Below are 26577 nucleotides of genomic sequence, written 5' to 3'. Positions count from 1 at the left end.
TGAAATTAAAGTGAGGAGCATGTGATATGGGAAGATTAGATAATAAAGTAGCTATCATTACCGGTGGGGCTTCCGGTATCGGTGAAAGAATGGTTGATTTGTTTGCACAAGAAGGCGCCATCGTCATCGCCGCAGACATTAATGAGGCAGCGCTTGAGAGGGCGAGTCAGAAACAGAATGTCCATGGAATGAAATTGAATGTTGCCTCTGATGAGAATTGGCAGGCGCTGGCAAAGGAAATAAATGATCGCTTTGGTAAAATTGATATTCTTGTCAACAACGCTGGCATCTCTTCTGAAAAACCATATGAGCAAATCAATGCTGAGGATTGGCAGAAAATGCTCTCCATAAATGGTTTTGGCCCATTCGCCGGAATGAAGCATGTCGCTCCTTACATGGCAGCCCACAAGAAAGGCTCCATCATCAATATTTCTTCGTATACGGCTTTGATCGGCCAAGGCTTTAATCACTACTCGGCATCTAAGGGTGCGGTACGCGCTTTATCTAAAGCTGCGGCTACAACCTTTGGCCGTCAAGGGATTCGGGTAAATGCTCTATTCCCTGGGATCATTGAAACACCAATGACTCAAGCTTTAAGCACTTCAAAGGATCTGGTGGACCGGTTAATCCAGGCAACGCCTCTGCAACGTTTAGGTCAAGCTATCGATATTGCCCAAGCGGCGCTGTTCCTGGCTTCAGATGATTCCTCTTACATTACAGGCTCTGAGATCGTTATTGATGGTGGATACTCCGCCCAATAGCGTGTAAAATTATGACAGCCCTTAATCTTCATTGGGGGCTGTCGTTTATTTTTTACCCAGGAGGATTTTATGGAAGAGCAGACCCTTTTTGAACTCATACACAATATGGATAAGTTCACTAACCGAATGATTATCCAGTGGAACAAAACATTCAATGAGGACCTCGGTATTTCTCATATTCTTGTGCTCGGGCATCTAAAGAATTATGGAAAGAGCCGGCCCTCGGATATTGCAAAAATATTAGGGCTTACCCCTCCTACGCTCAGTTATTTATCGGAAAAACTTGTTGCGAAGAAGTTAGCCGTCAGAATAGTGGATGAGTCTGATCGTCGCATTATTTATTTGGGCATGACCGACAAAGGTACCGATGTCCTTAATAGAGCTTCGCTTGAGGGGCAAAAGCTGCGTAAAAACTTATTCGAAATGTTAACCGAGCAGGAGCGGACATTGCTAGCAAACCTGTATAAAAAGCTGAATAGTGAAGATTAGAATAGGTTGTCTGCTTGTGGTTCAGGGGCTTAATGTCTAGCTTGTTATAGCTAATAACTATAACGTGCTATAGTTCATTGGTAGAACAGTATAACCAATTGGTTATGCTATATTAATTTTACAATGAATTTACGAGGAGACTAACCTATGAGCATTCAAACCGAACCTAAAAAAAGAACGGTTACCCCGTTTCGATATGATATCGTTGGTAGCTTTTTACGTCCCAGTGCGTTGAAAGAGGCCAGATTACAGCACCAGCACGGCGGAATTACTTCTGAGCAGCTGAAGGAAGTGGAGAACGCCGAAATCGTTAAGCTCGTACAGAAACAAAAAGAGGTTGGCCTTCAAGCTGTAACCGACGGCGAATTCCGCCGTTCCTGGTGGCATCTGGACTTCTTCTGGGGACTTGACGGTGTAGAGCGGACAATCATTGACCAAGGTTACCAATTCAATGGTGCTCAATCTAGACCGGAAACAGCCCGAGTGACTGGGAAAATCAGTTACAGCGGCCATCCTTTTGTTTCGCACTATGCGTTCTTAAAAGGTGTGGCAGGCGAGGATGTCGTTGCGCGTCAATCGATTCCTGCCGCTGCGCAGTTTCTGTTTGAGCTAGACCGGATAGAGAATCAGGAAAGCACAAAGGCAATTTATCCGAATCGGGAAGAGCTTCTCTCGGATATTGCCCAAGCTTACAAAGCGTCGATCCTGGCCTTCTATGAAGTAGGCTGCCGTAGCATTCAAATTGACGATTGCACATGGGGAGCGCTTTGCGACGAACAGTTCATGGCCTACATGGAGCAGGCCGGCATGAATGTAGCCGAATATGCGAATGAACTCGCAATATTGAACGAGGACGTTGTGTCTGGTCTGCCGGGTGATCTCGTCGTAACGACACATGTCTGCCGTGGAAATTACGTGTCGACTTATGCTGGAGTAGGTGGAGGTTACGAGCCGATCGCGCAAACGCTCCTGAGCATTAATAACTATTCAGGCTACTATCTGGAGTTTGATACCGACCGGGCAGGCGATTTCAAGCCGCTTCGTTTCCTGAAGGATGATCAGCAGGTCGTGCTTGGACTGTTCTCTTCCAAATTCGGTGAGCTTGAACGCAAGGAAGATATCCTGAAACGTATCGAGGAAGCGAAGCAACACGTTGATCTGAACCGAATTTGCCTGAGCCCGCAGTGCGGCTTCGCATCCACGGAGGAAGGTAACCACCTAACAGAGGAACAGCAATGGCGTAAGCTTGCGTTCATCAAAGAAATCGCCGAAGAGATCTGGAAGTAATCCATACATCAGAAGCAGAATAAACCGATAGAAGCCGTACGGATGATCATCCGTACGGCTTCGTGACGCTAAATAGCTTGTGAAGGTGAAGGCTATAAGATCAACTCCGCAAGACGCTTAATCCCCCGCTCAATTGATGCTTCATCTACTTGTGCAAACCCCAATACCCATCCCTTTCGTTTGCTTTCCAAACAATACGGTCCAAGAGGGTATACACGTATTCCCTTTTGAAGGGCTAGCCTTGTCACGGTTTCTTCATCATATGACTCTTCAGCTTCAAGTAACATATGCAATCCCGTTTCTACTCCACTTAGTGTGAAACGCTCTCCTAAACCACTAGCCATAATAGCCTTTGTCATGGCTTCGTGTCTTCGTCGGTACACATTTCTGACTCTTCGCATATGGCGCATAAAATGCCCATTCTTGATGAAATGGGTTAGTGTTAGCTGATCCATAATCGGAAGATGACGGTAAGTCAGTTCCTGCACCCTCGCTAGTTGAGCAATTGCCTCGACTGATCCAACGATAGCCGAAATACGAATACCTGGAGCAATCATTTTAGAAAAACTCATGAGGTACAAGGTATTATTGGGTGCTTGGCTAAACAGCGTTGGAAGCGGCTCCCCACGATATCGAAATTCGCTATCATAATCGTCCTCAATAATCCAGGATTGTTCTTGAGCGGCCTTATGGAGCAATTGTTGCCTACGAGGCTCCGACATAACGACCCCGACCGCGCACTGGTGCGAAGGGGTCACAAAAATCAGTTTGGATTGTGGGGGTATACACTCAACCACAAGACCATACTCATCAACGGGAACGGGCACCACATTCATACGCCGATATTTCATCGCCATCCAGGCAGCTGGAAAACCGGGATCTTCTACAGAGACAGTATCCCCATCAGATAAAAGCGATTGGGCGATTAAGTCAATGCTATGCTGAGCTCCTGAGGTCAACAGAATCTGATTTGTTTGGGTATGGATGCCTCGTTCAAGTGATAAATAACGCTGAATTTGCTCACGTAATGGTGTGAAACCATAGGGATTGCCGTAAGCCCAGTTTGATAAATCCATTGCAGCGGATGCGTGGTGAAGCGATTGTCGCCAGTTCTTCTGAAATTGTTCATCCCAATAAGGTTCGTGGGGACTAAAATCAATATCCACTTTTCGATGATCTTTGCCTCTAAACCAGTCATGTAATTGATCAACTGCTGAGTTCAACAAGGGAAGTGAGGGGGGGATGGGGCCATGTGCTACTATTTCCTCCGTAGACTCAGTGACTTGATTCCATTGACTAACTCGGGTTCCTCCTCGACGGGACGTAACCGTATAACCTCGACTTAGCAATTCCTCATAGACAATCTGTATAGTTGAGCGGGAGACACCGACCAGGTGAGCGAGTTCGCGGGAAGGAATTAGCAATTCTCCTGGAGCCCAGATTCCGTTTGTAATATTATGAATCGCTTGATCAAGCAATTGCTGCCAGATCGGTCTCTTATCATTACGAATAACTTTCAACATCGTGCATACCTCCACATAGAAGCTCCAACCCTATCTAATTAATTATGGATTGTTTAAAACCCTGATGTTTGGATATGTAAACGCACTCCATTCATTGCTATACTACCGTAATAACGCTGGTATTTGCAATCTGGTCGTTGCTGAACTCTAGAAGAGTCTCGGAGTTAAGACCCTTGGAATGGGATGAATATCTTAGGTGTGAAAGGAGAGATTTTGAAATGGATTCTGTTCGTTACAAGATCAGGGAATGCCTGGATCAAGAGAAAATTGAAAGTTTCCTTCACCAAGCAAGAGTGGGGTATCTTGGGTTGGTTGATGGGAACCGCCCCTATGTTGTACCGCTTAATTATGTATGGACTGAGGGGAAACTCTATTTTCACGGAGCTGGAGATGGAAGACGTAATCAGGTCATGAGTGAAAATCCAGAGGTATGTTTTACGGTATGTGAGGACTACGGAACCATTACGGATCCGGTACCTGCCAAAACGGATACGGCATATATGAGCGTAATGATATTTGGACAAGCAGAGCCAATCACAGATTTGGATGAAGCCACCCATGTACTTCAGGAAATGATTAATAAATATGTACCCGGCTATTATAACCGCCCCTTGCCCAAGCAGCATGTTGAAAAGTATAGGTCAGCTGTATTCGGTGGACCAGTTCAAGTTTGTCGGGTCATCCCGCGCCATGTGACGGCAAAAGAGAGTCCTCTTGAAGCGGAAAAGATGTATAAACGGGCATGAATGTCAGATGAGAGATTTGACGAAATATAGGTGGGAAATTGCTGTATAAACGATCAACAAAATCACCCCTATGAGGGTGATTTTGTTTAACCACGGGGAATATTTTCGTAGCGACTCGCAAACCTGGCTGAATGGGTATCCGTCCACTCCGCTCTTGTCATTAACGAAGCGACTTTTCATCGTCCATCTCCTGAAAAACGATATCCGATACCCCGTATAGAATGAAGGTGTATGGGAGAATCGGCAGTGTCTTCGAGCATTGTGCGAAGCCGGTTGATAAAAACATTCAAGTTATTATTATCAATATTTTCATGTTTCCAGATGTGTTGATAGATATGCTTCCTGGTCAGCGTGCGATCGGGATTTGTCATAAATAATTGCAGAAGCTCGCATTCAATCTCAGTTAGTTGGTGCTGTACCCCATCATTGTCCAGAACCAAATTGTCTACATCGAGAACAAGGTTGTTCAATCGAATGAGCTCGGATTGTTGCGAAGTAAGGGAATTATACCTCCTTAATTGGGCTTGAACACGAGCAACCAGCTCCATCGGACTAAATGGCTTTGTGATATAATCGTCCGCTCCTAAGCCGAGTGTGTCCACCTTATCCTGTACCTCTCTTCTGGCGCTAAGTGCAATAACGAGCAATTGCGAACTGGTTTTGCGCAAGTAGTGAAGCACCTCGAAGCCATTCCCATCATCCATCATTAAGTCTAAGATCATTAACTCAATGGGATGCTCCTGGATCCGCTCAATCGCCTGCCGTCCCGACTCGGCTTCTATAATTTCCATGTCCGCTCGCTCCAAGTGAATGCGAATGAGCTCACGAATGGTCGGTTCGTCATCAACAATTAGAATTTGACTCATGTTGCACCCTCTCTCCGTAACAATAATTGTCTCTTTAATTGAATCAAACCTATTAGGAAAAATAATACAAGAATAGGGTCTCGAATGTTCGAAAAGAGCCGTCGTTTTGGAAGTTCATTAATATTTCATTAAGAAAAGTCGCGTATAGACAAAGTGGATACAAAACCTTAAAAATATCTATAGCTCCGTTACGCTGAACCGTATCGCAACAGAAAAACGAAAGAAAAAGCCTGACGCATGAGCCGGTAGCTCGGCACTAGCGTAGGCTTAATCCCACATCGGAGTTTAATCTATAATACCTACCCAAATCTGAATGGCAGTGGCTAGAATAAGGACGGCTAAAATGATTTGCAGGATTTTTGTGTTCATTTTTTTCCCAGCTCTTGCGCCGAGTGGAGATGCAATGATACTGGCTACTATCATGATTAACGCAGGATAGTAATCCACTTGGCCAGTTGTTGCTTTTCCCACTGTTGCCCCGATCGATGAAATAAAGGTTATCGCAAGCGAAGATGCGATGGTTACTCTTGTCGGAATCTTTAGAACGAGTAGCATAATCGGAACTAATAGGAAGCCCCCTGCTGCACCCACGATACCTGAGCCTAAGCCTACGATTAAAGCTAAAATTGCGGCAATCCATTTGTTGAACTTTACTTGATCCAGAGGAATATCATCTATTCCTTTCTTAGGAATAAACATCATGACTGCCGCTATTAAAGCGAGCACCCCATAAACAATGTTAATCCCGTTTTCGGACATGGATTGAGATCCCAAACTTCCGATTACACTTCCGATTAACACACTACCACCCATATAGATGATGAGCGGTTTGTTTAAATAACCGCCCTTACGATAGGCCCAGACACCGGCAATCGAAGCAAATAAGACTTGGACAGCACTTATCCCAGATACCTCATGTGCACTGAATGCGACTAGACCGAATAGTGGGGGGATATATAAAAGCATGGGATACTTAATAATGGAGCCGCCTATACCGAGCATCCCAGAAATATAGGATCCGATAAACCCGATACAAAAGATAGTCAGGATAAATGTAATGTCCACTAGAACTCTCCTTTGTAATCAGCGTTTATTAACATCATGATTACGGAATTATCGAACTGCACAACGGTTAGGTCCGATTTCCATTTCACGTTGTTGTTCATTGTCTGGAGTTATTTTCCCCATATTAGTTTCACGTATCTCTTGATACGCATTGGGCTGTGGAGGCAGGTTGCCTGTAACCATACTTCTAAATTCTTTGTCATCTGCAATGTTTAGTCCATGATTTTCGGCAAATAACGTCCCTAACTTCTTAGCAACACTGCCATCGTTATTCAATTCTTCAATGATCATGAAGTGGGAAGGCAATACAATTAACTCGTCTGATAACTCTCTGTAACGACGATAAAGCGTCTCTCTTAAATCCCCAACCCAGTCCTCAGCCAATCCTGCTAAGTCGGGTCTACCGATAGAATCTATGAATAAAATATCTCCTGAAAGCAAGTATTTATGATCTACAACGAATGATGTGGAACCAATTGTGTGACCTGGAGAATACAGAGCTTGAATGTCTATGGCCGTATTCCCAATGGTTACAACATTCCCGCCCTCTAATGGCTGGTACTCAAATGTAACTTCCGTTGCATCTTTAGGAGGTAGCCAATAGGTTGCATTTGTTTTCTCAGCAATTTGTCTGCCGCCCGAAATGTGATCCGCATGTAAGTGCGTATCTAATACATGAGTTATTTGTGCACCGATATGATCTGCAAAGTCGATATATACATCCGTCATTCTTGTGGAGTCAATAACAGCTGCTTCACCGTTAGTAACGACCATGTAAGATAAACAACCCTTACCAAGACGAACGAATTGATAAATAGAGCCACCCTTATCCAAATCCCCAATTTTGACAGGTTCTAGATGTTCACTCCATGCTTTCATACCGCCCTTTAAATAAGACACTGCCGTAAGCCCTGCTTCATACAGCATTTCGGCAATCAGAACGGATGAGCCTTCTTTGGCACAAACGACTAATACTTCTCTGTCTGTTGGAATATGGACCATAACTTCCTCAACGCCATCGAGTAAATCAAAGTAAGGGGAATTAAAGACTTCAATGTTCTCCCCTTCAATCTTCCAATCCTTAAATTCACTTTGATTCCGCACATCCAAAATAAATAATTCGTTCTTATTAATCACTCTATTTGCCACTTCTGTAGCTGTCATTTGATTGATTGGCACAATTGTTCCCCCTCATGTTGTAGAATCTACAGGGCCATTCCACTCGCTCATCCCAGGCAGAACATTCTTTACTTGTTTGAAGCCTGCCGACGTTAGTTTTTGTGCGGCTAAGTCACTTCGGCTGCCTGTACGACAGATAACAAAAATTTCGTCATCGTGATCCAATTCACCTAAACGTTCATCTAGTTCCCCTAGAGGTATCGACCTGGCACTAGGAATATGATTAAATGCGTACTCAGCTGCTTCGCGTACATCAAGTACAATCGAATTTTTGTTCTGTTCTAAATGAGCTTGAAGCTCATGGTTTGAAATAATAGATTCATATTTCGTTTCTGTTAGTTCTTCTCCACTTGATTTTCTCAAGTAATGCTTGAGAATTTTTCCTTCTTCGATCGTGCCTAGATATTGATGCCCCGTACTTTCTGACCATGCTTTCATATCAGCGGTTGAACCTTTATCCGTTGCTTGGATTTCCAGTACTTGACCTGGTTCCATCCCGTTAATCGTTTTTTTAGTTTTTACAATGGGCATTGGACAAGCTAACCCTGTTGCATCTAAAACGGAATTTGACTTAATCATGTGTGTGCCTCCTAATATTTATATACGTATGGGGGTATTGAAATGGGCAGCAAAAAAATTTCCTCTATTAGATAAATAAATTTACGTTACCATCCTCGGCATCGCCTAGGTAAGCGGCCACACCTGCATATTCAATTTCATCTAATAATTCTGCTTGCTGTAGCCCTAATAAGTCCATTGTCATCGTACAAGCGATTAGCTTCACATCTTGCTCTTGAGCCATCTCAATGAGTTGAGGAAGAGTCATAGCGTTATGCTTCTTAATAACGTGTTTGATCATTTTGGGACCCATACCGGCAAAATTCATGTTGGATAACCCCATCTTATCGGCGCCTCTAGGCATCATTTTTGCAAACATCTTTTCAAGGAAGCCTTTTTTCAGGGTCAATGGCTCATCTTTACGTAAAGCATTTAATCCCCAGAAGGTATGGAAAATGATAACTTCATGATCATAAGCTGCTGCTCCATTTGCGATGATATATGCTGCCATTGCCTTATCATAGTCACCACTAAATAACACAATTGTCGTTTTCTTCTTTGCAGTCATTCAAGCATTCCCCCAGTATGTGTTTTAATAATCCTTTACATGTGCATACCCATATGGGTATATAATTTTTCAAATTTTTTTGCTGCAATAACGGAAGTCTTTGTTTCTATAACCTATAATATACCCATAGGGGTATATGGTCAAGTGAACTGAATTTCCCAAATCGGATCATTGTTCAAGTAACGAATGATTTCTTATGTGCTTATTGCTTAAGCATGTGATTCAGTCGGTAGGGGTATCTTAGTTTAAAGTGAAAATTGATAAAAGGAGAATGGCTATGAATTATAAGCATATAACCGTTGCCGGAAGCGGGGTTCTAGGGAGCCAGATCGCATTCCAAATTGCGTTCAAAGGGTTCAATGTTTCCGTATACGATATTAATGATGAAGTATTAGTGCGCGCGAAAGAAAGAATCGAACAATTGAAACCGCGCTATCAAGAGGATTTGGGGGTTACTGAAGAGGAGGTTAATGCGGTTGATCTTCGCATTTCTTTTCACTCCGATTTATCGGCGGCGGTTGCCAAAGCAGACCTCGTGATCGAAGCGATTCCAGAAGTTGTTCGACTAAAAGTGGATTTCTACAAAGAGTTAGGAAAAGTGGCTCCCGATCAAACAAACTTCGCGACGAACTCTTCAACATTATTGCCAAGCCAATTCGCTGAAGCGACGGGTCGACCGGGACAATTTCTAGCGTTACACTTTGCAAATGAAATATGGAAAAACAATACGGCCGAAATTATGAAGCATCCAGGAACAGATCAGAAAGTGTTCGATGAAGTGATCTACTTCGCAAAAGCCATCGGGATGGTTGCTTTGCCGTTAAATAAAGAACAGCCAGGTTATATTTTGAATTCTTTGTTAGTGCCTTTATTGGAAGCTGCCCAAAAGCTCCTAATTAAAGAAGTCGCAGATGTGGAAACGATCGATAAAACATGGATGGTCGCAACGGGGGCACCTCTTGGTCCTTTCGCTATTCTGGACGTGGTGGGCATTAATACGGCTTACAATATCGGACAAGCTAAGGCGCAGGCTACAGGTAATCAAGAGTTTGAAAAGGTTGCCCAGTTATTGAAATTGGAGTATATCGATAAAGGAAAGCTCGGACGTGCAACGGGCGAAGGGTTTTACAAATACCCAGACCCCAGCTTCATGAAGCCTGGGTTCTTAAACAGTTAAAGCTTTATGTAAACCAAAGGCACCCAGAAGGGTGCCTTCAAATTTAGCGCTTTAGAGAGTAATGAGCTTAGTTGCAACATTGTTGCAAAATTCCCTGTCGTGCTCGACAAAAAGAATCGTTGGTGAGTACTCAAGTAGTAAATCTTCAATTTGCATGCGAGAAATAACATCAATAAAATTAAGCGGCTCATCCCAAATGTGCAAATGAGCTTTTTCGCTTAGACTTTTTGCAATGAGCACCTTCTTCTTTTGTCCTCCACTAAAAGCGGATATATCCTTATCAAATTGATTTCTGGAAAAATCAAGCTTTCTTAGAATGGTCTTAAAAAGGCTCTCATCAATTCCGAAGTTTGCAGCATAGTCAGATAAATTACCTTGAAGATGGGATGTATCCTGTGATACGTAGGATATTTTCAACTGATGATCCTTATGGAAGGTACCTGTATAGTTGATCTCCTCGCCGCAAATTAGTTTAAGGATACTTGATTTTCCAGAGCCGTTACTGCCCGAAAGCGCAATGCGGTCACCCTGCTCAATCGTAAAGCTTACATCGGTACAAACCCTTTTCTCGCCGTAATAGATTGAAATATCAACAAGTTCAGCAAGTTGGTTTTTATGATAAGTAAGCTGCGAAATCTCTAAGCTGTCAGAGCTTTCGATATTTTTAAGGAGTTTAGATTTTTCATCAATAGCAGATTGCTGTCTTTGCTGAATGGCTTTAGAGCGCTTCATCATTTTAGCAGCCTTGTGACCTATATATCCTTTATCAACCTTAGAACCGGAATTTCTTGTTCCGTTTTTGGTCTTTTCCACTTCGTGTGACCAGTTGCTCGTTCGTTTAGAGGAGTCCGACAGACGTTTAATGTCTTTACTAAGCTTGTCGTTCTCTGCAAGCTCAAAGTGATCTTGTCTCTTTTTATTTTCCCACCAGCTTGAAAAATTACCTTTTTGGATTTCTATGTTGGTCTTATTAATTGAAAGGATGTGGTCTACACAGTTATCAAGGAATGATCTGTCGTGAGACACCAGAATAAACCCGCTCTTGGTGTTGAGATAATCACTGACAAGCTTTCTTGCGCTCATGTCAAGGTGATTGGTGGGTTCATCGATTAACAGAAAATGATCTTCCTTAATAAATAAGGTAGCCAGTAACACTTTCGTTTGCTCTCCGTTAGACAATGAATCGAATGGGCGATATAAAACATCCTCAGAAACCCGTAGTAATGAAAATTCCCGCATTAATTCCCAATGAACATAGTCTGGGAAAATATCGCTGATCAAATCAAGAGTATTCATTTCCTTGTTTGCGATAGGGAACGGGAAATAATCAAAACTGACTTTAGCTGAAAGATTTCCGCTGTATTCATATTTACCGCGTAGCAGATTGAGAAATGTGGTCTTACCTCTACCGTTTCTTCCTGTGAATCCTAATTTCCAATCGGTATCGATTTGGAAATTTACATTTTCAAATATGTTCTCGTAGCTTCCCTCATAGGCAAACGTCAGGTTTGTAACATTTATTAATGACATATCATTATCCTCCTGTATGAAAAAAATAAAAGCCACAAGAAAGTTACCTTCTTGTAGCTCAAATAAATACAGTTCATCCACCCCATTACGGAGGTAGATAAGGATATATTGTTTGAGTGAAAGAGTTTGTAACTTTCTTGCATACAAAATAAAACATGCGATCAATATCGCTTTTACTGTTTTATCGTGAGCAAGAAATATTACATTATTCTTTCAACTCCAGTCATGAAATGTTTAACATTTAGAATTATATCATGCCTATTAAGGCATCTTCAACCTCAATCGGACTAATTTGCTCTGTTCTTAGGCAATCTGAGTTGAAACACGGTTTCTACAAATGGAAGGCTCGACATTTCAACGCTACCCTGATGGGCTTCAGCAATTTCCTTCACAATTGAGAGACCAATACCAAGTCCTTGACCTGATCTTCCATCGCTGCGATAAAAGCGTTCGAAAATGAGATCTCGATTCTCAGGAGCAACACCCTTACCTTTGTCGGTAATCGTTATTAGCACATTTTCTCCCTCTTCATTTAAGCGGACACCGAGATAGTGTCCTTCGTTTCCGTAACGAATCGCATTATCCAGTAAATTACGTATGGCTCGCTCAATTAGCGTAGCATCCATTTCGATTATCAGCTCTGTACTGGGGATATGGAAATCAAGGGTGACTGTCTTCTCATCAATCATCAAAAAATAATCGGCTAACAAGATTCTAACGAGCTCAGATAGATCTTCATGGGCATATCTAATGTGTATTCCATCTGTATCCAGCCTGGATACTTCCAGAATTTGTTTGAGCAAGCTCTCCATGTATCGGGAATGCTTCAGAATTGTTTTGGCGCTTGATTTCAATTGTTCCGCGGTATCATAATGTCCTAATCGAATCGTCTCGGCATATCCAAGGATCATCGTTAAGGGGGTACGCAGGTCATGGGACAAATTAGATAGAAGCACCTTACGCCTGATCTCAAACTGTTCGATCTGATTGATCTGGGATCTAATTCTTCGGGTCATCTCATTGTAATGCATATTAAGTCGACTGATTTCATCCTTGGCGTTATCCTGCAATATGATATCCTTGCCTCTTAGATTGACTTGACTAAGCGCATGGTCGAGCTTGCGAAGACGGCGGTTAATCTTCGAAAAAAACCATAAGGACAGTAAGTAAGGGGTTATAAAAGCTAGCAAAAGCGGCAAAGCAAGCCTGAATAAAGCTTCGTAATTGCGGATGAAAATATACAACTGCCCAGGATTCATGGCTTCACCTGGCAGACTGACCAGCAAATAATAGGATTGCCCATCTTTGTCGGCAGAAGCTGCGAATGTAATGGGTTGCCCGTCGGCCCATTGACGGGTGGGCATGGAAATAAAACGTTCTGTCAGTTCTTTGAAGCTGTAAGGAGTCGACTGCCCAGAGGTGTCATAGATGGGTATGCCGTCCGAGGCGAGCCACTCGAATCGCAGCTGTGGATGCTGCTTGTGAATGTTGTCCAGAGTGAGTTGGGCTTGTTCTTTCGTGAATGCTTGCTCAGCCTGGATTTGTTCGAGCGTAGTCTCGATGACCTTGTCTAGAGACTTTAAGTCGTACCCATTGTTGAACTTCTGACCCATCCACAGGGAAAGAGTAATAAAAAGCGTAAGGCTAAGGACGATGCTAACAATGACAATTAACCATAGCTTCGTGCGTAGCCTCATAGTTCATCACCTGAGAATCGGTAGCCGATTCCCCGAATCGCTTGAAAGTGTCTACCAGGTGAAGAGGGACTATCCAGAAGTTTACGCAGTCGATTGATATAAACGCGCAAGTTATTTTCATCGTAATGATCATGCTTCCATATGTGCCGATAAATTTCTTTTTTTGTCAAAACTCGATCGGGATTAAGCATAAATAGATGGAGAAGCTCAAATTCCAAGGATGTTAAACGATGTATCGACCCGTAGCATTCAAGAAGATAAGTGTCCAAGTTTAATACGATATCGTCGAATTTTAGCGTCTTAGTAGGGTATTTTTTCTTAGGATGATATCGCCTGATATTCGCTTGAATCCTAGCAATCAGCTCCAGCGGACTGAAAGGCTTCGTGACGTAATCGTCGGCACCTAAACCTAATGTGATGATTTTATCCTGCACTTGTGTTCTTGCGCTAAGGACGATGACAGGCATGTCCAATTGATTTTCATGCAAATACTTTAGCACTTCAAATCCGTTGTGGTCGTCCATCATCAAATCTAGAATGATTAGGTCAAAGCTGCAACTCTGCAGCAATGCGATAGCTTCCCTCCCAGATTCGGCTTCTACCGCTTGCATGCCTACCCGTTCGATATGTAGACGGATTAATTGGCGGATATCAACTTCATCATCCACAATGAGAATGGGTTGCATATCTTTAATCACACTCCCAAATGATATGTTCTGTTCAACTGAATAGAGAAATCCGGTCATAGTCATGTCCTGGACTATTATTCGACAAGCGAAACAAGTAATCCTTGTATAATCATACAATTGGTGGTATCTGATTAATGATTAGGGGAGATGGACATCCGAACTGCGTAGATGGCAACCGTTGTAAGGCTTCATCAGCGCATATCGTTTCTGAGATGTTGCGCCAAACGAGCTCGGACACAAGTCACAGCGGGAACCGACGATCGACTGCGAGGGAGCTTATGGATTCGATTTCACGTCGAAGGACGATTATTTTCGTTGATCATTATGAATCACTGCGCGATTGGGAGATGCTTTGGCTCCTGATCTTTTCAGTTTTCAAAGCAATCCATCCTCAGACTACCTATAACAGAAATTACTGAAGCCTCCAATCCCGTCGTACGACGGGATTGGAGGTTCTTTCATAATTCTTTCATAGCGGTCTGTTATGATTCAATCCGAGGAACTTCGACAAAATCGGAAATGGGAATTGAGGAGAGAGTACATATGTTATCGTTGATAAAATGGAAGAATGTTCACCTAGCTTTGGTGTTCGTATTGTTGTTCATCTTGATCGCTCCATTAGGTAACCATTCAGCAGATGCGGCGCAAATAGAGGGGGGAAGCCGCGAGTTTGTACAAATCTCAGCTGGAGGACATCATGCGCTCGCATTAAAAGCAGACGGCACCGTCGTCGGTTGGGGTGATAACAGTTGGGGTCAAACGAATATACCGACAGGACTGTCCGATGTGGTGTCAATTGCCGCAGGCTATTTTCATTCGCTTGCGCTGAAAGCGGACGGCACCGTCGTCGGATGGGGGAGAAATGTTGAGGGTCAAATATCCGTGCCGGGTGGACTTGCCGGAGTGAAGTCGATCGTCGCAGGAACCACTCATTCGCTTGCGCTGAAAATGGACGGCACCGTCGTTGCATGGGGAGGCAACGACTTTGGTGAAAGGAATGTTCCGACAGGGCTCACCGATGTGGTGTCGATCGCTTCCGGAGCCCTTCATTCGATGGCGATAAAATCGGACGGTACTGTGGTTGCTTGGGGATACAACATCAACGGTCAAACGAATGTGGGGGGGCTCGAGGATGTGGTATCGATCGCTACAGGACCCATAGCCTATCATTCGCTTGCACTGAAAGCGGATGGCACCGTTGTTGCATGGGGAGCTAATAGTGATAATTCAACCATCATTCCGTCGGGACTCTTGAATGTGGTGGCGGTTGCTACCGGATTATATCATTCACTGGCGCTGAAATCGGACGGTACCGTCGTTGCATGGGGAAAAAACAATGACGGGCAAAGTACCGTTCCGCAAGGATTAAGCGATGTTGTGTCCATCGCCGCGGGAGAACACTTTTCACTCGCATTAAAAGCAGACGGCACCGTCGTTGCATGGGGAAGCAACAATTATGGTAAAACGACCGTTCCGGCGGCTTTTTCTTTACCTGTCAAAGGCGATCGGATTGCCGCGGGATTAGCTCATTCGTTAGCGTTAAAATCGGATGGCACCGTCGTCGAATGGGGAGTAAATTATGGGGGGAGTAACGTTATTCCGGCGGGACTCGCCGGAGTGGCGGCGATTGCCGCGGGAACCTATCATTCGCTCGCGTTAAAGTCGGACGGTACCGTGGTTGCATGGAAAGGATTCAATAGCAGCGGTGAACTGAGCGTACCGGAGGGACTCGCCGATGTGGTGTCGATTGCCGCAGGACTATATCATTCGCTGGCGCTGAAAGCGGATGGTACCGTCGTAGGATGGGGAAGCAACGGTAGTGGTCAAAGAATCCCTCCGGCAGGACTCGCCGATGCGGTCGCGATCGCCGCGGGAGAATATCATTCACTCGCGTTGAAATCGGACGGTACCGTCGTCGGATGGGGAGATACCTCCTATGGTAAAGTGACCCCACCAGTTGGATTGACCGGCGTAGTGTCGATCGCCGCCGCAGCAAACCATTCACTTGCGTTGAAATCGAATGGCACTGTAGTTGGATGGGGGCTCAATACTTATGATCCAATTAGCGTGCCTACGGGACTGACAGGCGTGGTGGCGATTGCCACTGGGACATCTCATTCACTCGCGCTCAAATCGGACGGTACCGTCGTCGCGTGGGGCACCAACGCTTATGGTCAAACCTCCGTGCCAACAGGGCTTAGCGGAGTAGTAGCGATCGCCTGCGGAGATTTCCACTCCCTCGCGCTCAAAGCGGATGGCACCGTAGTAGGATGGGGAAGAGGTTCAGAGGGTCAAACAACTACGCCGGGCAATGACAATTTGAGCGCTTTAACTCTACAAGAGGGAGAGTTCAACGAATCCTTTCAATCCTCCGATACAACCTATACGGCTTACTTTAAGGATACCTTGCCGAATAGCGCAAATCTCACAGCGACGCTTAACAATACGCCCCGAGCGGACTTGTACGTCAATGATGAATGGGTCGCGAGCGGCACCGCCGCGACGATTAACGTACCGGGAGCACCGACCAGCTTTGATATCCCCGTTCGCGTTGAGCCGTATTTGAAGCCTAGTAAAACGTACACGGTTACGCTAGCGATTGACGAGACGGAACCGAGCGTGCAGTTTAGCGCTAATGGTCGGGCTACGGCGGCGCAATCCGCAGCAAGCGCAGTCACGGTGAGCGATACGGAAAGCGGTGTCGATTCCGCTTCCTTGCAATATGCGTGGACGCAGAGTGCGGCTGTGCCGGCTGGCGGATGGACAACCTTCGGCGATGGAGATACGCTAAGTCAAACAAGCGGTGACGGCAACTGGTACTTGCACGTTAGAGCTAGCGACAAGGTCGGCAATGTCGTCGATTCGGTTTCAAATCCTTTTTTACTAGATAATACCGCGCCGACAGCAACGGTTTCCACCTCGGCAGGCGGTACGGTAAACGCTGATTTTCCCGTAACCATCACCTTTAGCGAAGGCATCCATGGTTTTACGGAGGATGACCTGGTGATCGGAAATGGAACAGTGTCGAATCTAGTGTCTGTAACCTCTACGACATATACGGCTACCGTAAGCCCAACGACTAGCGGTCAGGCCGTAACGGTAATGGTGTCGGCAGGAGCGGTAACGGATACAGTGGGAATGTCCAATACAGTATCCAACACGTTGAACTTGCTTTACGACACGACCAAGCCAACCGTGACTTTCGGCAGCTTCACAGACGGTCATCGTTTCATTATGCCACCTGCAGCGGTTACGGTTTCCGTCAGTGAAGCCGTGTATTGGATCGCAGGCGGAACTCTGCTGAATTCAGCCAATGCGCTGCCGCTGATCAGCATGCAAAAGGACGGACAGGCATTCTCAGCCTATACGCCAAGCTATGACGAGCTTTCCCGAACGTTCACTTTAAGCTTTAACGGTACGTTGGAAGACGGGGATTACGAGATGCTTGTTGCCGGGAACGCGGTGAGGAATGTCTTTCAAAATACGCTTGATGCAGCAAACGCAAGCTTTACGGTAGCCGTGCCTATAATTACGGAGATCTTCGCCGCTCCTACAAGCTTGCTAAGCGCCGGGGGCAGTACGATCGCGACGATATCGGGCACCCATCTGATCGGGCAGACGGTAACCGTGTATGTGGACGGAGTCAAAGCCGCCACGGCGGTTGTGAACAGTGCAACGAGAGCGGAAGCAACGATCTCTCTACCGTCAAACGCAACCCAAACCGCACGCAATCACCTTTTAACCGTTTATCTTAACGGTGTAGAGGTTTCGGGCCAAACTTCTACGGTTACAGTAGGTGCTGCGCCGACGCCATCGGTTACGCCAACGCCAACAGCGCCATCGTCAATGCCATCCGGTCAAGCGGATTTAGCTAAATTAACCATAACCATATCCGGCAAAGTACTGGAATTATCGCCTGCATTTTCGCCTGGGACTAATGATTATTCGGCAGTTACCGACGCGGAGCAGGTAGAGTTCCAAGTGTCTTCCGCTCAATCCAAGGCGATTGTCAAACTACTCGGCGAACGCATCGATGGAACGAAGAACATTCCGTTGTCGATAGGGGCCAACGTGCTGGCGATAACGGTTCAGGCAGAGGATGGAACGATCAAAAAGTATACCGTAACGATTAATCGCGTTGCGAAGAATGAGAATACGACTCCGCCAACTTCGGCATGTTCATTTACGGACATTGAGAAGCATTGGGCAAAATCCAGTATTTGCGAAGCGGCGGGATTGGGAATCGTAGAGGGCGTGAGCACTCATTCCTTTGAGCCTAATCGCTACGTCACGCGAACGGAGTTCGCCATTATGCTGCAGCGGGCACTTGAAATCCCTATCCGAACGGAGACGAGCGCTGTGTCTTTCAGCGACAGGGATAACATCCCCGAGTGGGCGCGACAAGCCATCCAGACAGCCGTAGCCGAAAGCATTCTCGCCGGCTATCCGGACGGCACGTTACAGCCGATGCAAACGGTAACTCGGACAGAAATGGCTGCTATGATTTCAAGGGCAATGAAATGGAAGGCTAGGAGTACAACAAGTCCATCGTTCTCTGACGATGCAAGCATTCCAGCCTGGGCAAAGGCTTATGTTGAGGCTGCGCGCGACCGCGGTATTCTAGAAGGACGGGCAGGCAATCAATTCGTGCCGGATGGATTAACGACAAGAGCGGAAGCGGCAGTCGCCCTTCTCCGTTTATGGAAAACATTACAGTAAACGGATGTTTGTTTGATTGATTGATTGACGGATTTTTAGATTACGGAGCTCAAGCTTGAACAGGTAGATTCAAATGAGGATACCCAATAAGTAAAAATAGTAGGGTCCCCCCGACACGTATATCGTACATCTTCGTCCTTTCTTCCATAAGATAAGACATGCTGTTTTCCATTGCGATGGATGATTCTGGCAGTGTACTTATCCATTGGAGGTGACGATTGTGATGCAGAAGAAAATTGTGTTTTTGATAACGTCGGTTGTTCATTTCGTGCCTTCCCCGTTGTCGTACAGTAAGACCCGTTCTCGATTTACACCCGAAGAAAGAATGAACCAAACGATACAAAGTATGAAGTCCATACGTTCTAAATTCCCGAATGCATATATTGTTTTAATAGAGTTAGGTACTAGAGAAGCTCGATCAAAGCCATTCAAATCGATGGCAGACCGCTATATTTATCTAGGTGGCAAGAAAATCGTCAGACAAGCGGTTGATAGCCCTCATAAAGGGCTTGGCGAAGCGATCGGATTATGGCTCGCTCATCGTTATATTCAATCGCTTCGAGCTGATTACTTTTTCAAATTAAGCGGAAGGTATAGGCTGAATGGTCAGTTTCATAAGGAAGCTTGGTTGAAGGATGGATTCTCGGCGAGTAAAGAAAAAGGCTGGATGTCGACCAAACTTTATGGTTTTTCCAAAGGCTACTACACGAAATGGCGAATGGGCTTGAAGAAAAGCATGCCGGAGCTCAAGCGTGGAATAGCCATCGAGAAGGTGCTACCTAGAAAATTGGGTCGCATTCGCCGAATGAACAATCTGGGGGTTTCGGGAACAATCGCTCCATGGAATAAAAAAGTATCGGAATAAGTATATGGAAGTATAGACCAGCCAACCCATTCTAGAATACCAGCCACAATTTCTATGCCACTAGCAATGGAGAGGACAACTAAGACCGGACGAAAGCTCACAGCTTTCATCCGGTCTTTTGCATGTCCCATTTTAGTTCGGAATAATAGGGGCAGTTCCTCCAGCAGTAAGGGCTTACCCGTTAAATCCATTAATAATCCATTAATAATTCAAGCGATAAACATCAAGTAAAATATTGGTTAGTACAATAGATGGTTCATACTTCCGGAGAAGTGGCTTTTTAGATAGAGGGGAGATTCAATAATGGATAAAGGTTGGGGAAGAACGGAAGATGGAAGTAATGCTTCTATGAAGTCTAGCATACGAACAAAGATGAGATTTGCTTGTCTGTTTCTATTAGCAGTTTTGATGTGTGTTCCTATTGTTCCGGGTACAGTGGGCGCGGTAGCTACGGGAGTAACAGACGGTACTTATGATTTCGGCGGTACCTTGGTGGCAAATGACAGTGTATACAATAAGACAGGAGACAAGTTTCTTGTCAGCAAAGATCTTGTAAAAAGCGGAACGAGTTTATGGCCGCAGACGCAATTGAATAAGGATAATCCGGGGGTAATTATACTCAAAGCAGAAGGGACTAACGTGCTCGGAAGCTTTACGTTTCAGGATTTAGGATTCAGCGCTGTGAAGAATGGGCTAAAGCTTAGTTTTGTGCACATTGCATTATTCGACTCGACAGGCGCACAACTGACTACAATCGATAATTATCAATACGCAGGGGGCTCCAGTTTAAGTGTGGGGACAGGCTCGGTTAAACTTTCTACGTTGTTAAACAAAGGTACACTTTTTAAAATGGATAATGTAAGTATGATTAAAATATTATGGACTTTTGAAGATAAATTGGATCCATCTAGATTAAAACTGGACAATATAAGCATCGCCAATGTTCAAAAAGCGAAATTTAACGTTTCTTTCAACAGCAACGGTGGAACGCCGGTGAGTAGTCAGACTGTGATTTATAACAGCAAAGCATCAGCACCGGCCGATCCGACGAGAACGGGTTATACGTTCGGAGGTTGGTATAAGGAAGCGGCTATGACGACGACTTTTAATTTCGCTACGGCGATCACCAGTAATACAGAAGTATTTGCCAAGTGGACACCGATTAATTATACGGTAACGTTTAACAGCAATGGAGGTTCGGCCGTGAGCGGCCAAACGTTAGGCTATGACAGTATTCCGGTGAAACCTCCAGAACCGTACAAAATAGGCAATTCGTTCGGAGGGTGGTATACGGATGCAGCCTTTAATACGCCGTATACATTCAGCATACCGATTACAGGAAGTATGATACTGCATGCGAAGTGGACGTTGAATAATTACACGGTTACGTTCAATAGCAATGGTGGTACAGCCGTGAGTAGCAAACCGGTGAGCTATAACAGCACGATAACGGCGCCTACAGCTCCTACGAGAACGGGCTATACGTTCGGAGGTTGGTATAAGGAAGAGGGTTTGACGACAGCATTCGTATTCACAACGGCCATCACAGGGAACACAACGCTGTATGCGAAGTGGACGTTGAATAATTACACGGTTACGTTCAATAGCAATGGTGGTACAGCCGTGAGTAGCAAACCGGCGAGCTATAACAGCACGATAACGGCGCCTACAGCTCCGACGAGAACGGGCTATACGTTCGGAGGTTGGTATAAGGAAGAGGGTTTGACAACAGCATTCGTATTCACAACGGCGATCACAGGGAATACGACTCTGTACGCGAAGTGGACAATAAATAATTACACGGTTACGTTCAATAGCAATGGCGGTACGACGGTGAGCGGTAAGGCAGTGAGCTATAACGGTACGATAACGGCGCCTATAGCTCCGACGAAGACGGGCAGCACGTTCGGAGGTTGGTATAAGGAAGAGGGTTTGACGACAGCATTCGTATTCTCAACGGCGATCACAGGGGATACGACCCTGTATGCGAAGTGGACGTTGAATAATTACACGGTTACGTTCAATAGCAATGGCGGTACGACGGTGAGTGGTAAGACAGTGAGCTATAACGGTACGATAACGGCGCCTACAGCTCCGACGAGAACGGGCTATACGTTCGGAGGGTGGTATAAGGAAGAAGGTTTGACAACAGCCTTCGTATTCACAACGGCGATCACAGGGAATACGACTCTGTATGCGAAGTGGACGATAAATACTTACACGGTCACGTTCGATAGCAACGACGGATCGACCGTGATCAGTCAGACGGTAAGCTACAACAGCAAGGCAACGACGCCTGCCAATCCAACGAAGACAGGCAGCACGTTCGGAGGATGGTACAAGGATGAGGGTTTGACGACGCCTTTCGTATTCACCACCACGGCGATCACGGAAAATACGAGGCTGTACGCGAAATGGGTGTCGATTTACACGGTCACCTTCAACAGCAATGGCGGTACAACCGTGAGCAGTCAGGCGGTAAGCTACAACAGCGCGGCCACAGAACCTACCGCTCCGACGAAGACAGGCAACATTTTCGGAGGGTGGTACACGGATGTAGAATTAATGACGCCTTATGTATTCACCACACTGATCACAGGAAATACGGTATTGCGTGCGAAGTGGACGCCGATAGAATACACGGTCACGTTCGATAGCAATGGAGGAACGGCCGTGGATAGTCAGACGGTGAGCTACAATAGCAAGGTGACGCCACCTGAAGCTCCGACCAATACAGGCAGCACGTTCGGATGGTGGTACACGGACGCTGGCTTTACAACGCCTTTCCTGTTTACAACACCGATTACTGGTAATACGACGCTGTATGCGAAGTGGACGACGGACAGTTACGTGGTGATGTTTGACAGTAACGAAGGTTCTACGGTAAGCGTTCAAGCGGTAATCTACAATAGCATGGCCACAGAACCAGCAGAAGACCCGATGAAGACAGGCTACACGTTCGGAGGGTGGTTCAAGGAAGAGAGCTTGACGACACCTTTCGAATTCACCACCACGGCGATCACAGGGAATACGACGCTATATGCGAAGTGGACACCGATGAGTTATACGGTGACATTCAACAGTAACGGCGGTGCACTAGTGAGCGTTCTGACGGTAAGCTACAACAGCCTGGTTACTACACCTGATGATCCGACAAAGCCGGGCTATATGTTCGAAGACTGGTACACGGACGCTGGCTTTACAACGCCTTTCCTATTTACAACACCGATCACTGGAAATACGACATTGTATGCGAACTGGACACCGAACAGTTACGCGGTGACGTTTGACAGCAATGAAGGTTCGGCGGTAAGCGTTCAAGAGGTGACCTACAATAGCATGGCCAATAAACCAGCAGAAGACCCGACAAAGACTGGTTACACATTCGGAGGCTGGTATGAGGATGTAGACCTGACTATACCTTACCTATTCACCACGGTGGTTACAGGGGATACAACGCTGTATGCGAAATGGGAACAAAATGATTATAAGGTGACGTTCATCAGTAATGGTGGTATGGCAGTGAGCGAACTAACTGTGAGCTACAACAGCACGGCTACTGCACCGATTGATCCGACGAAACCGGGCCATACGTTTGAAAGCTGGTACACGGATGTAGATTTGACGAATGTCTTCACCTTCACGACGGCGATTACGGACGATATAACGCTGTATGCGAACTGGACACCGAACAGTTACGCGGTGACGTTTGACAGCAAAGAAGGTTCGGCGGTAAGCGTTCAAGAGGTGACCTACAATAGCATGGCCAATAAACCAGCAGAAGACCCGACAAAGACTGGTTACACATTCGGAGGCTGGTATGAGGACGTAGACCTGACGACACTTTACCTATTCACCACGGTGGTTACAGGGGATACAACGCTGTATGCGAAGTGGGAACAAAGTGATTATAAGGTGACGTTCATAAGTAACGGTGGTACGGCAGTGAGCGAACAGACTGTGAGCTACCACAGCACGGCCACTGCACCTACTGATCCGACGAAAACGGGTCATAAGTTTGAAGGCTGGTACACGGACGAAGGCTTTACGTCGCATTTCCAATTTACAACACCGATCACTGGAGTGACGACTCTGTATGCGAACTGGACGGCGAACAGTTACACGGTGACGTTTGACAGCGACGATGGGTCTACAGTGAGCAGTCAAGCGGTGAGCTATAACGGTACGGTCACTTCACCTGCAGAAGACCCGACGAAGTCAGGTTACACGTTTGGAGGCTGGTATGAGGACATAGGGTTCACAACGCCTTTCCTATTCAACAAGAAGATCGTTGGAGATACGATACTGTATGCAAAATGGGCGACGGGCAGTTACGCGGTAACATTCAATAGCACTGGAGGCTCGGCCGTGAACAGCCAGGCGGTAAGCTATAACAGCACGGCCACGGAGCCTGCCGATCCGACGTGGATAGGTTACACGTTCGCTGGTTGGTACACGGACGCAGGGTTGTCGACAGCTTTCAATTTTGCATCGGTAATCATGGGAAATACGAGGCTATATGCTAAGTGGACAACAAGCAGCAGCGCAGAACTGAGCAACTTGATCGTTTCGGATACGCGTCTGAATCCAGTCTTTACAACGGATATGACACATTATACGGCGAATGTATTTAACAGTATCAGGTCAGTCAAGGTGACGGCGTGGGTGCATGATAGACATTCCGTCGTCAAAGTAAATAAGACAGAGGTTACAAGCGGTCAAGAGTCTGAGACGATTAATCTGATCGAGGGGAAAAATACGATCGTTGTGGATGTGACAGCGCAGGACGGTTCGACTAAGGCTTATTCGGTGACAATTACAAGAGCACCAGCAGCCCCTGTTGGACTCGTGGTGCAGGACGACGATGGTATGGCAACCTTAACCTGGGAAAGCGTGGAGGGAGCCGTCTACTATAATGTGTACGGGGGAACCGCTTCTCGCTCTTACGGAGAAACCCCTATTGCAAGCGTAAGCGGCACAACATACAGCTATGTGGTATCTGGTCTAACCAATGGCACAAGCTATTACTTCACTGTCATGGCAAACAGTGTAGGAGGAAAGAGTTTGTACTCCAATGAAGTCATCGCCATGCCCCTTAGTGGAGATACGAGTCTGCGGAGCTTGAAATTAACGGGAATTACACTTAGTCCGACGTTCGAGACAGGCGTTTATTCATACACAGCTAGTGTAACGAACGGTACTAACGCAACATCTGTGACGGCAGCAGTGTATGAGGAGAACGCCTCGGTCAAAATCATAGTGAACGGTAAGGAAATAAGCACCGCTCAGGTAAACTTAAATGTAGGCAGAAACACGATCAGTATCGTGGTCACAGCACAGAATGGGATGACGAAAACCTATTTAGTAACGGTGGATAGAAGATCATCTAGCTCAGGCTCGTCTAGTTCCGGGTCTAATCAAGAGAAACCGCCGCAACTGCAAGATCAAATTCAGTTGATGATCGGTGACCAGTCTTATGATCGGATAGCGAGTGCCAGTATGACAGGGGAGCACGATCTGACAATCACATTAGATGCTACCCGCATGCTGGATCTCCTGGAGAAAAGGGATGGGATATCGGTCGTCAGTATGAATATCTCATCTATGGTGGATAACATATCCGTGTTTTTGCCCGGGGATGTAATCAAAGCGATGGAAAGAAAGCATATCGTATGGGAAATTCGCACGCCTAATGGAAATTACATTCTTCCCGCATCAGAAATAGGCATCGACCGTATTGCTGCACAGTTTGGAACTGACCTATTAAAGAATATTATCGTGCAGGTACGTATCGGGAAGAACGGTGTAAACGGGGAAAAATGGAATGTAAATGGAACAGGAAAACGTCAATTCACCTTTGTGGGGCAGTCGGTTGATTTCCGGATAATTGCCACATATCAAGGAAAGACAAAGGAAGTAAGTAAGTTCATCTCGTATATAAAGCGGGAAATTCCGCTGCCTAACGGGGTCAATCCGAATGAGGTCACTACGGCTGTTGTGAGGCATGAGGATGGAACGCTTCATCATGTACCTACGTACGTGAGATCAAGAGACGGGAAGTACTTCGCGGTCATTCATAGCTTAACGAACAGTGTTTACGCTCTGATTAACAATCAGGTGTCGTTCGCGGATGTGGATAATCATTGGTCCAAAAATGCGGTGAATGATTTGGCTTCGCGGCTCATCGTCAATGGAGCTGACGAAACGCATTATGATCCGAATAAAGCGGTGACACGAGCGGAATTCGCAGCAATAATCGTGAGAGCATTAGGGTTATCTGACATCGGAGGCACTACTGAATTTACGGATGTGAAATCGAGCGACTGGTATGCAGGAGCAGTGTCGCAAGCGCAGGAATACGGAATCATTAATGGGTATAAGGATGGAACATTCCGTCCTGCGAACACGATCACACGCGAGGAAGCAATGGCTTTGATTATGCGGGCTATGAAGCTGACGGGACTGGAAACAGCTGTTAACGCGACTGATATCGAAGCAACATTATCTAGGTTTGCGGGGAACGAAGAAATAAGCGCATGGGCTAAACCATCTGTTGCTTTGGCTGCGAAGATTGGCATCGTCAACGGCAGCGATGCTGGCTTGAGGCCTACGAGTGAAATCACAAGAGCGGAAACGGCTGCCATCGTTCAGCGGATGTTGAGGAAGGCTAAATTAATTGATTAATTGAATAGCAAACACAATTGTGAAAGGACTGTCCGCAGGCGGAGATGCTGCTTGTGGACAGTCCTTTCAGTAGGTGTAGAAATGTGCAACGTTTAGGCGAAAATAGTTATTTTATCAATACTAATTCGATTGTATACTAGACTTATAACTTAGGAATCATAAGAAGTATTCAAA

General features: G+C 45.7%; 17 protein-coding genes. 8 read left to right on the top strand and 9 right to left on the bottom strand.

Features of this window, described 5'->3' with window-relative positions; all coding sequences use genetic code 11:
• Nucleotides 1-26: 26 nt before the first annotated feature.
• From M1K58_RS14040 to M1K58_RS14030, 3 genes are all read left to right on the top strand, one after another.
• Complete coding sequence (locus M1K58_RS14040; RefSeq protein WP_256759482.1) at nt 27-761, top strand: SDR family NAD(P)-dependent oxidoreductase; 735 nt, start codon at nt 27-29, stop codon at nt 759-761.
• 69 nt (nt 762-830) lie between these two features.
• Complete coding sequence (locus M1K58_RS14035; RefSeq protein WP_256759481.1) at nt 831-1250, top strand: MarR family winged helix-turn-helix transcriptional regulator; 420 nt, start codon at nt 831-833, stop codon at nt 1248-1250.
• Nucleotides 1251-1397: 147 nt separating this feature from the next.
• A complete protein-coding gene (locus M1K58_RS14030) occupies nt 1398-2537 on the top strand; it encodes a 5-methyltetrahydropteroyltriglutamate--homocysteine S-methyltransferase (protein WP_256759480.1) in 1140 nt (379 codons plus the stop codon).
• A 92-nt stretch (nt 2538-2629) separates the two neighbouring features.
• On the opposite strand, the gene pdxR is transcribed toward M1K58_RS14030, so the two are convergent.
• Complete coding sequence (pdxR, locus tag M1K58_RS14025) at nt 2630-4060, bottom strand: MocR-like pyridoxine biosynthesis transcription factor PdxR (protein ID WP_256759479.1); 1431 nt, start codon at nt 4058-4060, stop codon at nt 2630-2632.
• 218 nt (nt 4061-4278) lie between these two features.
• Between pdxR and M1K58_RS14020 the strand changes: the two genes are divergently transcribed.
• Nucleotides 4279-4806 (top strand): pyridoxamine 5'-phosphate oxidase family protein, encoded by a 528-nt coding sequence (locus M1K58_RS14020; protein ID WP_256759478.1) that lies wholly within the window; start codon nt 4279-4281, stop codon nt 4804-4806.
• A gap of 176 nt (nt 4807-4982) precedes the next feature.
• On the opposite strand, the gene M1K58_RS14015 is transcribed toward M1K58_RS14020, so the two are convergent.
• The 5 genes from M1K58_RS14015 to M1K58_RS13995 all read right to left on the bottom strand — a co-directional run bounded on the left by M1K58_RS14015 (nt 4983) and on the right by M1K58_RS13995 (nt 9042).
• Nucleotides 4983-5672 carry a response regulator transcription factor gene (locus tag M1K58_RS14015; RefSeq protein WP_256759477.1) on the bottom strand — a complete coding sequence of 230 codons (690 nt, stop codon included), beginning with the start codon at nt 5670-5672 and terminating at the stop codon, nt 4983-4985.
• A gap of 285 nt (nt 5673-5957) precedes the next feature.
• Nucleotides 5958-6737, bottom strand: coding sequence for a sulfite exporter TauE/SafE family protein (locus tag M1K58_RS14010; protein WP_256759476.1), 780 nt, complete (start codon nt 6735-6737; stop codon nt 5958-5960).
• A 48-nt stretch (nt 6738-6785) separates the two neighbouring features.
• Nucleotides 6786-7901, bottom strand: coding sequence for an MBL fold metallo-hydrolase (locus M1K58_RS14005; RefSeq protein ID WP_306220451.1), 1116 nt, complete (start codon nt 7899-7901; stop codon nt 6786-6788).
• Between the two features lie 27 nt (nt 7902-7928).
• Nucleotides 7929-8495, bottom strand: a complete 567-nt coding sequence (locus tag M1K58_RS14000; protein ID WP_256759474.1) for a sulfurtransferase TusA family protein — start codon at nt 8493-8495, stop codon at nt 7929-7931.
• A 67-nt stretch (nt 8496-8562) separates the two neighbouring features.
• The gene (locus M1K58_RS13995; protein ID WP_256759473.1) at nt 8563-9042 is read right to left on the bottom strand and encodes a DsrE/DsrF/DrsH-like family protein; all 480 of its coding nucleotides are present in this window, start codon (nt 9040-9042) and stop codon (nt 8563-8565) included.
• Between the two features lie 277 nt (nt 9043-9319).
• On the opposite strand from M1K58_RS13995, the gene M1K58_RS13990 reads away from it, so the two are divergent.
• Nucleotides 9320-10219, top strand: coding sequence for a 3-hydroxyacyl-CoA dehydrogenase (locus tag M1K58_RS13990; RefSeq protein ID WP_256759472.1), 900 nt, complete (start codon nt 9320-9322; stop codon nt 10217-10219).
• Between the two features lie 51 nt (nt 10220-10270).
• Here M1K58_RS13990 and M1K58_RS13985 read toward each other — a convergent pair whose 3' ends face one another.
• The 3 genes from M1K58_RS13985 to M1K58_RS13975 form a co-directional block, all read right to left on the bottom strand.
• On the bottom strand, nt 10271-11749 hold the full coding sequence (locus tag M1K58_RS13985) for an Lsa family ABC-F type ribosomal protection protein (protein WP_256759471.1): 1479 nt from the start codon (nt 11747-11749) through the stop codon (nt 10271-10273).
• A 287-nt stretch (nt 11750-12036) separates the two neighbouring features.
• Nucleotides 12037-13446, bottom strand: coding sequence for a sensor histidine kinase (locus M1K58_RS13980; protein ID WP_256759470.1), 1410 nt, complete (start codon nt 13444-13446; stop codon nt 12037-12039).
• A complete protein-coding gene (locus M1K58_RS13975; RefSeq protein ID WP_256759469.1) occupies nt 13443-14144 on the bottom strand; it encodes a response regulator transcription factor in 702 nt (233 codons plus the stop codon). Before M1K58_RS13975 ends, M1K58_RS13980 begins: the two co-directional genes overlap by 4 nt.
• Before the next feature lie 534 nt (nt 14145-14678).
• Here M1K58_RS13975 and M1K58_RS13970 point away from each other — a divergent pair.
• The 3 genes from M1K58_RS13970 to M1K58_RS13960 all read left to right on the top strand — a co-directional run bounded on the left by M1K58_RS13970 (nt 14679) and on the right by M1K58_RS13960 (nt 26403).
• Nucleotides 14679-18854 carry an S-layer homology domain-containing protein gene (locus M1K58_RS13970; protein WP_256759468.1) on the top strand — a complete coding sequence of 1392 codons (4176 nt, stop codon included), beginning with the start codon at nt 14679-14681 and terminating at the stop codon, nt 18852-18854.
• A 220-nt stretch (nt 18855-19074) separates the two neighbouring features.
• On the top strand, nt 19075-19719 hold the full coding sequence (locus M1K58_RS13965; RefSeq protein WP_256759467.1) for a hypothetical protein: 645 nt from the start codon (nt 19075-19077) through the stop codon (nt 19717-19719).
• A 303-nt stretch (nt 19720-20022) separates the two neighbouring features.
• The gene (locus M1K58_RS13960; RefSeq protein WP_256759466.1) at nt 20023-26403 is read left to right on the top strand and encodes an InlB B-repeat-containing protein; all 6381 of its coding nucleotides are present in this window, start codon (nt 20023-20025) and stop codon (nt 26401-26403) included.
• The last annotated feature ends 174 nt before the right edge of the window (nt 26404-26577 follow it).

The organism is Cohnella sp. WQ 127256, from assembly GCF_024519285.1.
Taxonomy (GTDB): domain Bacteria; phylum Bacillota; class Bacilli; order Paenibacillales; family Paenibacillaceae; genus Cohnella.
Note: the sequence above shows the minus strand (reverse complement) of the source record. Positions and strands in the feature narration are given on the sequence as shown.